The sequence below is a fragment of the Sporomusa sp. genome, assembly GCF_057736855.1.
Genome location: NZ_JBYKYF010000079.1, coordinates 1 through 11,598, shown reverse-complemented (window position 1 = coordinate 11,598; position 11,598 = coordinate 1). Strand labels below are relative to the sequence as shown.

The window sequence follows — 11,598 nt, the reverse complement described above, 5'->3', positions numbered from 1 at the left end:
TACGCAGAGGTATTGCACTATATAAAGGGCATACCTGGGAAAAACACAGTCTGTTAAATCGTTTGCAAATATTGTCGCTACCCAGCTTGCTATCATTAAGACAACAAGGGATATCACCTGGATATCCTCAGCCTATTCGCAGTTGTCTATTGTGTTTGCCTTCTTAATCGCATCTCCTGGATATTTTAATGACGAATTGCAACTCGGTCAATTATTTGAGATCTCTGGTGCTTACTGGTTTGTTCATGCCGCGCTCTCTTATATCATCGAAAGTTTCGGTAAAATTGCCCAATGGCAAGCTGTAAAAAACCGGTTGCAACAGTTTTACACTCAGCTCATTCAAGCACAGCGCCTACCGCCGGCCACTTCCTTTCACAGCGCTAATACACTCATAACTAAAGAACATGTACTGATAAACAAACTTACATTTGAACTTTCCGCCGGTAAAAGTTTACTTATAACTGGACCTTCAGGCTGTGGAAAAACAACATTATTACAAACATTAGCCGGAGTCTGGCCCTATTTTGCCGGAAAAGTGTCCTGCCCACCTGCTGGTAGTGTCCTGTTTCTTCCGCAAAAGCCCTATCTCCCCATTGGTTCACTGCGTGCTGCAATACTGTACCCGCACAGCCATCACAGGATAACAGATGAAAAATTGAAAGAAGCTTTGCATATATGTAAGCTAGACTCGTTACTCCCGTGTCTTGACATCGAAACAGACTGGTCAAAGAGCCTTTCTCTCGGTGAACTCCAACGGCTTTCGTTAACCCGGGCCATCCTATATCAGCCACAGTGGATTTTCCTGGATGAAACAACTTCTTGCCTTGACACTAGCATGGAAGCAGAAATATACCAAGTACTTAGAGAAAAATTACCTACTTCCGCATTAATCAGCATTGGTCACCGTGACACGTTAAAGACATACCACCGTCTGATATTAAAACTAAGCAACACTAGCGACTGGAGTTGCTCTGAGCAGATGCAACAACAAAAAATGTGACATCTTACAAAACTAGGCAATCCTCAAAATTCAATACCCTTTTGCGCCTTGATTCCCTGTTTAAACGAGTGCTTAATTTCTCTCATTTCAGTTACTAAATCGGCTTTATCAATGATTTCCTGGCACGCGTCGCGTCCAGTAAGTACCAAATGCAAATAACTAGGTTTTGAATTTATTAACTCCAGTACTTCGTTTACCGAAACTAGCCCCGCCCCAATGGCATAGTTAATTTCATCCAAGATAATCATGCCCCACTTTCCTGACATGATTTCCTGCCTGACATCTTCCAGTGCATTTTGGGCCGCATCTTTAAGCTTATCTCGGTCATCGCCACTACTATTTCTCACAAAAGCTTCGCCCATTTGGCAGATAACAAAATCTGCTCCCATTCTTTCGGCTGTTTTCAATTCGCCATATTTCCGATTACCTTTAATGAATTGTATTACAAGTACCCTAAGCCCTTGTCCCCAGGCCCGCATACCCAGTCCCAAAGCAGCCGTTGTTTTTCCTTTGCCATTTCCGGTATTCACAATAATTAATCCTTTGGGTTCTACCATACTGACAATACTACGCTTTCTATGCATGGCCCTTCATTCTCATTTCCATAAAACTAGCCATCTGTCTGGCCTTAAAACACCCTATTGGCTGTCTTGCTACATCCTGTTTCTTAATGACTATGAGGAAATAGACTGCCTTAGGCGGGCTGGTTTTATTCTCCTGAGTAGAAAGATGCGCATTATCATATGGCCAATTTTTCGGAGTATATTGCAACATACAATCTCCCTCCTTGACAAAATCTATCGTTAACAATTTGTTCCGCAGACTCAATAGACGCACAACTGCCTATTATATATGGCTTACGTGCTTTTATTTATAGCAATATCATCTGCGCCGTTGACAGTAAGCAATATACTGATTCCAAAGCCGTTCCAGCATGTGGCAGGCCCCCTGTATTCCCATAAAAGGCCGATCACTAAGGATGACTTCGTCATATACCGGCAGCGCAATATTCTGACATACCACGTTAGACACCGCCTTTTGCTGCAATATAGCCTTCTCGTTGCTGCCAGCCAACAATAACCCGCCCTCCAGTTCTGTCAACAACCGCTCAATTACCTGACTGTCGCCGGTGGCCTCAATAAAAGTGTCAATACAATCCGGTAAAGGATAAGATGGTTGTTTATCATAGGCCATTACCGTCAGCCAGCCTGTATCCAGCCACTCGGTTCGAACCGCCTCAGCCATGGCCACAGCTACCGAGCCAGGGGCGGCGATCAGCGTCTTTTCAAACCACATATCTCCCCAAATGCGCTGCATTTCCAGCGTAGCTGCCTGCACCTTCCGTTCCAGGATGCTGACTTCCTGCCGGACTTTCCCCAAGTCAATGCTGCCGCCTGATACATGTTGCTGCAAACTTTGCAGCCAGGTGAGCGATCCCTGCAGCCCATAGGGCGGCGGTAAAGACACATAAGGCATACCATATCGCTCGTTAAGCAATACGGCCAAGTCATATCCCAATTCTTCATGCACCACAACATTGAGCGCAGCACTGGTCATACTGGCTATTTCCTCGGTACTACTGCCAGCTCCCGGGCAGGCCAGCACCTGATATCCTGCCAGCTTGAGCATGCGTTTTAGTTCCTGCACATCATTATCGGCATTATAGTACCCCATCGTACATCCCAGCAGATTAACAGTACCGGGCAGCACACCGTTTGAACGGGTAAGCGGCATCTGCTCCAGATATGCTCTGGCAGCAGCACGGTAGCCTGCGGCAAAACCGCCAGCCAGCCCACCGCTATCCACATAGACCACCGGGCAATTCAAATCCACCTGCTTGGCAATTCCCGCAATATCATCACCAATCAAACTGACGGAACAGCTATTTTCAATCAGTACGACAGATGGACAATCCCGCCGTCGGATGGTATCCAGTGTTTCCAGCAAACATTCCTCAGTACCGTAGACAACGGCATGATTATCGGCCTGCGTACAATAAAATTGTGAACTAACTGCCGGACACTGTCTTTCCAGATGGCGAAGCGCATAAAAATAGCACCACATGGGACCATTAGCCACTAATACAGCATCAGGAATACCAGCGAAAAAAGCGGCTGAACCGGTAAGTGCACAGGCCTCTGCCAGAGTACGCATATCTTTCCACTGACGATTACACATATACAATCCCTCCCCGCCTGTCATGACGCTGCGCCAGACGTACCAGTTTGGTCATCAACGTGATGATGCCGCCAACCCCAGCCAGTGGCAATAGTGGCAAAAAGAGCTGCTTTTTCCCTACATCCGCCAATTCATGGGTTGTCACCACAATATCCGCCGTATCTACTACGGCTTCACCTTCAACCAGAGAATAACAGGGTATCGTGGTTTGTTTCTTCAGTTCCTCATATAAATCGGCCCGTTGGTCGTCACTCAACACATCGTCCATCAGAACAATGCCTGCCAAAGTTACCCTATATAAGGAAAATAACTCTAACACCCAGGCGGGGTCAAAATAAAGCAGCGGGCGGCCAACATACAACACAATCCGCTTGCCCTGCAACAAGGCGCTACACTTAGCAATATGCTGATTCAACCGGTCTTCTTCTGTTTTGATGGCAACCGCAGCTTGCTGTTCCCGGTTTAGAAACCGGCCAAGGTTCGTCAACCACAAGGCAGTCAACCGCCAGCCTGCAGGATAGTCGCCGTCAAAAGCAGGGACTCCAAGCATGTCCTCTAATTCCTGTCCCAACTTGCGCATCCAGGTATCAGACGGTTTGGTGCCAGTAAGCGGAACCGTCAGCGCGGTAACCGGCACCTGTCTTATATCTTCTAGCGAGGCATATGCCGGGAAATGACAATACACTTTGAGGCCAAAATACTCAAGCAAACGCTTAATTTCCTGCACATCAACCCCATTGGGACCACCACGGTCTCCTAATAAAGTAACTGTATTAGCCAGCTTTGGCTGGGCAATCATAAACCGCTCGGCTAATAATTTGCCTGCATGATAAAATCCGGCATAATAGTCGCCATCCAGATATCCGTAGCAAGGAACAGACATCACTGGTATACCCAGTGCCGCCTCTGCCTCCCTGGCTATCGCTGCGGTATCATCACCAATCACGCCAGCCACACAGGAGTTGGCAATCAAAATATAGCTGGGCTGATATTTTGCGGCTGCATAATCAATACATTGTCTGAGCAGTTCGGCTCCGCCGAAAATCGAATGTTCCTCCGTCAGCCCGCTAATTACCAGTGGTGCGGAGTACTGCTCCTGCATAAATTGCTGTTTTGCCAACGAACGGAAATGCATCCCCAAATCCATTTCCCGGCCGATATGCCCGCATGCTTTGGGGCTATGGTAAATAACAACAGCACCTTCATTATGTGAAACAGCACGCCAAACTCCTGGCATGGCGCAACTATAGCCCCGTTTGCGGGCTGTTTTCGCCCGTTTATTCATCACCATAGCTAAGTACCAACTCCTCTAACTCCTCAAACGACAGGGGGCTTGGCACAGTCAGCGCCGTATTCTCACAAATATAGTCGGCTAACTTACGATAAATTGCCGCCTGCGGCGATTCTGCTGCAAATTCTATAACCGTTTTACGATGAATTTCAGCCTTATTGACAGTACGATCTCGAGGAATATAGGCTACCAAAGAAGTATTTAATCTTTTGGCGAATTCCTCCAGCAACGCCTGCTCATTGACAATACCGCGGCTATTGCCAATGATGCCGCCAAGCCGCACCGGCCCGCGGGCGGCATAGCGGGCCACCCCTTTGGCAATATTGTTGGCAGCATAGAGCGACATGAGTTCGCCGGAGGAAACGATATAAATATCGGTTGCATAGCCCTCCCTTATGGGTACGGCAAAGCCGCCGCACACCACATCACCTAATACATCATAAAGAATAAGGGCATCTTCAGGCAAAGCCTGCAAGGCTCTCAGCTTTTCTAAGGCCACGATAATGCCGCGTCCGGCACAGCCCACTCCCGGTTCAGGCCCTCCGGCCTCAACACATTGTACGCCACCAAAACCAGTGTGTACCAAGTGTTCTGCTTTGACTTCGTCACCATACTGCTTGACCATGTCCAGTACAGTTTGGGAACAAACCCTACCTAGTAAAAGGCGGGTTGAATCGTTTTTGGGATCACAGCCAATTTGACAGACCTGATATCCTTTTTCAGCCAAAGCTGCCGACACGTTGGCGGCTGTGGTAGACTTGCCGATTCCCCCTTTGCCATAAAAGGCAATTTTTTTTTGCATATTACTTCAATCCCTCCCGATATATAGTCAGTCTTCAACACCTAATCTGTTTAGCATTTTTTTTGCTGCCGCAATGGCTTCCTACGTTTCTTTTTCGTTCGGCACATTGGCAAGTAAGCTTTTATAGGCTGCAATAGCTTCTTCGTTACATTCCAGCTTCTGATAACATACACCTTTAACCAAATAGGCACCAGCGTGCTTCGGCTGTAAGACAATAACCTGTTCTAAGTCACCGATAGCCAGTTCATATTGTCCCATATAGTAATAACAGATTCCCCGGCGAAAACGGGCGTCGATATCCTGGGGAGCCATTTCGAGAATACTAGTATAATCAGCCAGAGCTGCCTCATACTGTTTTGCCTCATAATAACTCAGCCCCCGCGCTGCGTAGGCCTGTACATTTTTTGGGTCCAGTTTGATGGCCTGATCATAATCAGCCATTGCCAAATCAAACTGATTATTGCTGGCATAGGCTTTTCCCCGCTTGATATAGGCTGCCGCATCATTGGGATTGGCGGTAATAGCCTTGGTGCTGGCAGCAATAACTTTTTGATTGGACTTAGCATCAGTCTTCTTATCTGCGGCAAAACCAATAGACACACTGGTCATAATAAAAGCAACAACAAGTAATATAATGGTTTTCTTCAACCCAAACACCTCTCTTACTAACTAATTACACTCTTGTTTCATGTACCGGCTCTCCTGCCGGTTCGATCATTGAAAAGCTACAGTACTGTGTACTGACAAGAAAAGACTTGACTTGCGGCAAGTACCTTGAGACGGTACAAATGGCCATGCCAACCCTGGCACAATCGGCACTAGGCCATCAAGACGCGTAGCAGCAAATCCTACTTTGATTTATGTCAACAGAATTTAATATAAATTCTGGTATAATAAAAAGGCGCGGGTCATAGTCGACCCGCAAACATGAAGGAGTAAGAAGAATGACATTAATAAGAAACTCCCTGCTACCATGGCAGCAGGGAGGATTTCTACAGCAAACACAACTAGAAACTCCTGATCTATGACCAGGAGTAAATTCAGCAAAACAACACCACTCACTGGAATAATTCCAGATAAGCAGATGTAACTGTAATCTCCTCCCCATCACTCGTGGGTAAAACGGCGATTTTTTGTCAGGCAGTTCTCCTGGCTCTGGATCATAGCTTGCCCAAACCTTCCCAAGACTCTCGTCCCAGTGGTATATCCTTGGGTTCACTCCCCATTACAGTGGCGGGACCGCGCCGGCATCACACCGGTCTTCCCTATTAAGCCCCTAAGGGCACCTAACGCAATAGTATTCACTTTTCACTAAATCTATATGTGTTCATATTATCACTTTTTAGTAAATAATGTCAAGTAAAATTCAGTTTCAAAACTTATACTGCCTGACTTACTGTCCGGGTTTCCGATATCCATACCATTGCCGGTAAACTCAACACTGGAATTTAGCCACCTGTGAGCGCATATCCTCGGCCATAAGGCACAGGCTCCGGCTGGAAGCGGCTACTTCCTCAATAGCCGCCGATTGTTCTTCAGTTGCCGAAGTAATCATCTGCGTATAGCTTACTGTTTCAGTAGCTACGGCGTAAACATTTTGCATAGATATACCTATTGCCGAGCTGGCATTTGCCAATTGCTCGGTGTCTGCCGTTATTTTCTGAACCTTTGTATTCAAATGGGTAATCATCAAATTAATCTGGTTTAGCTGCTCATCAGTGACGGCCAAAAGCTGCGAACCTTTTTCGACTTCTTCCAATCCACACTGCATCGAACGAACTGCTATATCTGTATCACTTTGCACATGGCTAATGATCTCAGCAATATGTTTAGCCGCCGCTTGGGATTGTTCTGCCAACTTCCGGACTTCCTCCGCAACCACAGCAAAACCTTTCCCGTGTTCACCGGCGCGAGCTGATTCAATAGCCGCATTTAAAGCTAACAGATTGGTCTGTCCAGCAATGCCGCTAATAACCGTAACAATTTTGCCAATTTGTTGAGAACTGTCTCCCAGTTTTTTTACCACTTCTGTGGCAACGCTGACTATCCGCCGAACTTCTAACATTTGCCCTGTTGCTTCTTGCATAGCAGCACGTCCTGTCTTGACGGTCTGCGCTGTTTCGGTTGAACGCTCGGAGGCTTCTACTGCGTTATTCGCAATATGGGTTATAAAAGAAACGATCTCTTCAATGGTAGCCAGCACCTGCTTGACAGCGTCTGTTTGCTTCGCCGCACCTTCTGCTACCTTCGCTACCGTGTTTGCAATTTGACTTGACGCCTCAGCCGATTCTTCTGATACAGCCATAAGCTGTTGACCGGCTGACGTTACCGCCTCAGATGTCTTAGAGATAGAAGAAACCATCATGCGAAGCCTCTTAGTCATCGTCGAAAAAATATCAAGCATATCGCTGATTTCATCTTTACCCTTAGACTTATACCGAGTTTTAGGTGTCCTCAAATCACCTTCGGCAATTTGCTTGGCGGCAAACGCTACTGTTACTAGCGGCTGGGTAATCTTACGGGAAAACCCTAGCGCGATTATCATGGCAACAAGCACGGCAAGCATATCCACTATCCACATGGTACGGTTAGTATCGTGGACTTCTTCATTCACAGCCTTTTGCCGCTCGTTTATATATCTTTTTTATATATGCAGCAAATTCCTCGGTCTTACTCGCCGCTGCATCTACTGTCATTACAATGTTAGGCAAGAATTCAATAACTTCTTCCTGCCCCTTTTCTCGCCGTATCTCAATGGCGGCATCTACGGCCTTATTATAGTCAAGCAAGATAGCTTTCAATTCCCCCAGACGCTCTTTCCCTTCAGCAGTTACCAACATGGTCTCCAATGCGTTAGCATGTTGCCACATTTCCTTTTTTGCTTGCATATAACGCTGGACATACTGATCATTTCCCGTTAAATAATAGGTACGGGCAAAGGATGCTTGCTTATATAACTGTAACTGAATACCGTCGCCATGAGTTTTAATTTGCCCAACCCATCCGATCAGATTATTGAAATTCTCCGCTACAGCTTGTGATTTTGTAAAAATGTACCCACTCATTAATACCAAGAGCATCACTATCACCAAACATACACCTAAAAATTGTCTGCCAACTGTCAATTTCATAAAGCTTTATCCTCCCTATTGGGGATTCACGATTGCAGGTATTCTGTAGTTTGTTTCAATGCTTTGACATTCAGACGTCTGAGGACAAAAAACCAGGTACAGACCTTTCTCAGGCCTTTGTCCTTCATGTTTTTTACATTACTCTATAACCCCGCCTTTGGCGCCTATCTTCTGCCATTAAGTTAAACGGCAAAATCAATCTGCTCAATCTTGTTTTGGTTAACAGACTACACCATATACTTGTCACATAGTCAACTGTGTGGTGTAATAATAAGTTTTAAATCGGCGCATCAATCCAAAAGCCTGCAACCAAAAGACTAGCATCTTCTTGCCTTAGAACAGTGCGCACGGTAATAGCCTCTTTTTCTTTTTCGAACTTCACTTTGTAAGAAATAATGGTGAAGGTCTCTTTTTCTTCGGCAGTAATAGGCTCTTGGGATACATATTTGCCAAGTTTTTGTTTAATCGACTGGCTGAGCAGCCAGAACTGATTCTCTGGCAAACCACTTTTCATCTTTTGATCAAAGTTTGCTGAAAATCTCGTGTAATCACTCTGATTAATACTGGTAAGCATTGCTTCGGTAATTTGATCGGCTGAACGTTGCATATCGGGTAATGAAACAGTAGGCGACAACGCTTCACTGCCACTCACCTTTCCGACCCGGTCTGCCACAATCTTCACAACCAGCGCCGACCAAGCCCGTACATCGGCCGCTAATTCGCCGGTAGCTACTGCCGGCGATAAAATCTGATACTTTCCTGCAGTGAGTAAGATCAGGTCATTGCCAGCCTTAGTCACTTCATCTTTACTTAGCCATTGCCACTGATTTTGATCTAACAAGTGCACATATAGCGACGTGGCTGTTACCAAATCCGGCTCTTTGTCCACTTGGCGCAGCGATGCTAAGAAGCGTTTTTTATTTATTGTTCCATACTCTTCCAAGTACTGTTGGTACAAGCTGTCCTCGGTTACGCCGAAGCGATTCATCCGCCGTAGCACACTGCGCTGCTTTTGCGGTGAACATTTTTTCATTGTCTACCTCCAGCTGCGTTATATTATTTCGGTTATTGAACTAAGTGGAACATATCCCAGTGCTGAACCCAATATCCAAGAAAAAAACTACTTACAGCCTAATTTCTCTTCAAACTCTATAAACGGCCCAGCCTATATTAGCAAAACGGCTAACTTTATTATTATTGTAGCTTAACGTCCAGTTAAACGGTAAATCCAAGTTCTCATATTTGTTTACAGAATTATCGCGGTCAAGGATAGCAAGCAACAAACCCAAACATATTTTTTTCCATAAAACAGGCTTTGCACTACTTTTTCTCCTCATTGAAAAGCTCCTCCCGCGCATCGTGTATTTTAATATTAAATTCTAAAAGCCTATTATGAATCAGCTCGTTCCTCCAGCTCCCCTTCGATAGAAAGATATAGTTGTTCCAGCTGTTCCTTGGTCTCTGGTTTGGCATCCCACATACCGCGGCGCTGAGCCTCAAGCAGCTTTTCGGCAATCCTTTGCAGCGCCCAGGGGTTAACCGCTTGCATCCATTTTTGCATAGCTTCGTCAAGCGCTAACTTTTCTGCCAAACCTTCATACATCCAGTCTGTCATGACTTCACTGGTCGCATCCCAATCATAACAATGGCTCACTAGAGCCGCTAAGTCGGCTGCCCCCTTATAACCGTGTTTTTTCATACCTTCGATAAATTTAGGATTTAGTGATTCCCCGCGCAATACACGCCGGAACTCCTCGTCAAGACTCTTAACCTCGGTATGACTTTGGTCAGTGCTGTCACCAATATAACAGAGCGGTGCCTTACCGCGGATACTGCGCACCGCGGCATTCATGCCGCCGCAGTAAGCATTGAAATCATCGGAACTGAGTAAGTGAACCTCATGGTTATCAATATTCTTTATGGTGATATCAAGCCTCCCTAGCTTTTGCCGAAACAGTTGCGGCAAATATTCCCCCTGCCGGCCGGAATCATATACATGCGCGCCCCAGCGCACATACACATCAGCAATATCATGCACATTCTCCCAGTTCTTAGCTTCCAGCAAAGCGGCAACACCGGCGCCATAGCCGCCAGGCGGACAGCCGAAAATGCGGTAACTGGCCTGCTGCCAGGCACACTCCTTTTCCACTCCCTGTTCTTCCAGCATTTCGCTGTCCTGGATAATATGTTTTTTTACAAAATTCATCTCCACCGGTTCATCCAGTGACGCCACCAAGGCAACAGCCTTTTCCATTACCTGTATGGCGGCAAACAGAGTATCGCGAAACAGCCCGCTTACCCTAGCCATAACATCAATCCGCGGACGTTTCAATTCTGCCATCTCAATCACTTCCAAACCGATAACCCTTCTGCTGCCCCTTTGCCAGACAGGCCTTACTCCCATCAAATAGAGCAGCTCGGCTATACATTGGCCGTTTGTCCGCATATTGGAATCAGACCAAAACACCATACCAATGCTCTCAGGATACTCCCCCTCCTCGGCAATATAGCGGGTAATGACCTGCTCAGCAAGTTGGTTGCCGATTTCCCAAGCGGTAGGGGTTGGTAGATTGCCGGGATCGACACCATAAAAATTACGCCCTGTCGGCAGGATATCCGCCCGGCCATTGGTTGGCGCACCGCCCGGTCCAGGTTCGATATATTGGCCGTCCAAAGCCCGCAGCGTATTGGTTATCTCTTGAACGGTAGCTGCCAGCTTGACCGATAGCTCCTTGCAGATATACTGCAAAACGGTTTCCAGTTCGGCTTTAGTCTTTTCTGTAAAAGTAAGTGCCGTTATCTGCGGCAGTCGGAAAACGGCGGCAATTCCCTGTTCAGAAAAACAATGCTCCTGCAAACAAACAACAATACTTGTGCATAATTCCCAAATCTCATCAATCAGCTTGGCATAACTCTTGCTGCCGTCAGGCAATAACTCGCCGCTTTTTTCAACCATTTGATAATAATCATACCCATAAGTATCAGCAATTACCTTAGGCAGCGCAGGAACCTCACCGTTATCCACCCTGGTCAGCGCCAGAATAAACTCTGTCAGTTGATCACCCTGCGGCGGTTCACCCAACACATGAAGCCCTACCCGTATTTGCATATGCTTTTAGGTTTCCAGGTATGTGTGAACCCGCAGAACATACTCCTCCAGCGACTGGTCGGGCAGACGGGGCACATCCTCCTCCAG

General features: G+C 46.4%; 12 protein-coding genes and 1 riboswitch. Of the genes, 1 reads left to right on the top strand and 11 read right to left on the bottom strand.

The features are described 5' to 3' along the window. Nucleotides 1-34: 34 nt before the first annotated feature. A complete protein-coding gene (locus tag AC29Z1_RS07245) occupies nucleotides 35-1,000 on the top strand; it encodes an ABC transporter ATP-binding protein/permease (protein WP_488270789.1) in 966 nt (321 codons plus the stop codon). 23 nt (nucleotides 1,001-1,023) lie between these two features. Here AC29Z1_RS07245 and cobO read toward each other — a convergent pair whose 3' ends face one another. From cobO to AC29Z1_RS07190, 11 genes are all read right to left on the bottom strand, one after another. After that, nucleotides 1,024-1,584 carry a cob(I)yrinic acid a,c-diamide adenosyltransferase gene (gene cobO, locus AC29Z1_RS07240; RefSeq protein ID WP_488270788.1) on the bottom strand — a complete coding sequence of 187 codons (561 nt, stop codon included), beginning with the start codon at nucleotides 1,582-1,584 and terminating at the stop codon, nucleotides 1,024-1,026. Beyond that, on the bottom strand, nucleotides 1,577-1,774 hold the full coding sequence (locus AC29Z1_RS07235) for a hypothetical protein (RefSeq protein WP_488270787.1): 198 nt from the start codon (nucleotides 1,772-1,774) through the stop codon (nucleotides 1,577-1,579). Before AC29Z1_RS07235 ends, cobO begins: the two co-directional genes overlap by 8 nt. A gap of 108 nt (nucleotides 1,775-1,882) precedes the next feature. Continuing rightward, nucleotides 1,883-3,178: a nitrogenase component 1 gene (locus tag AC29Z1_RS07230; RefSeq protein ID WP_488270786.1), complete on the bottom strand. Its 1,296-nt coding sequence runs from the start codon at nucleotides 3,176-3,178 to the stop codon at nucleotides 1,883-1,885. Continuing rightward, on the bottom strand, nucleotides 3,171-4,469 hold the full coding sequence (locus tag AC29Z1_RS07225) for a nitrogenase component 1 (protein ID WP_488270785.1): 1,299 nt from the start codon (nucleotides 4,467-4,469) through the stop codon (nucleotides 3,171-3,173). Before AC29Z1_RS07225 ends, AC29Z1_RS07230 begins: the two co-directional genes overlap by 8 nt. Then, nucleotides 4,456-5,271 carry a nucleotide-binding protein gene (locus AC29Z1_RS07220; protein WP_488270784.1) on the bottom strand — a complete coding sequence of 272 codons (816 nt, stop codon included), beginning with the start codon at nucleotides 5,269-5,271 and terminating at the stop codon, nucleotides 4,456-4,458. Before AC29Z1_RS07220 ends, AC29Z1_RS07225 begins: the two co-directional genes overlap by 14 nt. Before the next feature lie 81 nt (nucleotides 5,272-5,352). Further along, entirely contained in the window at nucleotides 5,353-5,919 is a 567-nt protein-coding gene (locus tag AC29Z1_RS07215) for a tetratricopeptide repeat protein (protein ID WP_488270783.1), read from the bottom strand. A 474-nt stretch (nucleotides 5,920-6,393) separates the two neighbouring features. Further along, nucleotides 6,394-6,576: riboswitch (cobalamin riboswitch) on the bottom strand. A 130-nt stretch (nucleotides 6,577-6,706) separates the two neighbouring features. Further along, a complete protein-coding gene (locus tag AC29Z1_RS07210; protein ID WP_488270782.1) occupies nucleotides 6,707-7,885 on the bottom strand; it encodes a methyl-accepting chemotaxis protein in 1,179 nt (392 codons plus the stop codon). Beyond that, nucleotides 7,878-8,402, bottom strand: a complete 525-nt coding sequence (locus AC29Z1_RS07205; protein ID WP_488270781.1) for a CHASE3 domain-containing protein — start codon at nucleotides 8,400-8,402, stop codon at nucleotides 7,878-7,880. Before AC29Z1_RS07205 ends, AC29Z1_RS07210 begins: the two co-directional genes overlap by 8 nt. Nucleotides 8,403-8,679: 277 nt before the next feature. Further along, the gene (locus AC29Z1_RS07200; protein ID WP_488270780.1) at nucleotides 8,680-9,435 is read right to left on the bottom strand and encodes a DUF3887 domain-containing protein; all 756 of its coding nucleotides are present in this window, start codon (nucleotides 9,433-9,435) and stop codon (nucleotides 8,680-8,682) included. 109 nt (nucleotides 9,436-9,544) lie between these two features. Next, nucleotides 9,545-9,739 (bottom strand): hypothetical protein, encoded by a 195-nt coding sequence (locus AC29Z1_RS07195; RefSeq protein ID WP_488270779.1) that lies wholly within the window; start codon nucleotides 9,737-9,739, stop codon nucleotides 9,545-9,547. A gap of 53 nt (nucleotides 9,740-9,792) precedes the next feature. Continuing rightward, nucleotides 9,793-11,511: a cobaltochelatase subunit CobN gene (locus AC29Z1_RS07190; RefSeq protein WP_488270778.1), complete on the bottom strand. Its 1,719-nt coding sequence runs from the start codon at nucleotides 11,509-11,511 to the stop codon at nucleotides 9,793-9,795. Nucleotides 11,512-11,598 lie beyond the last annotated feature (87 nt).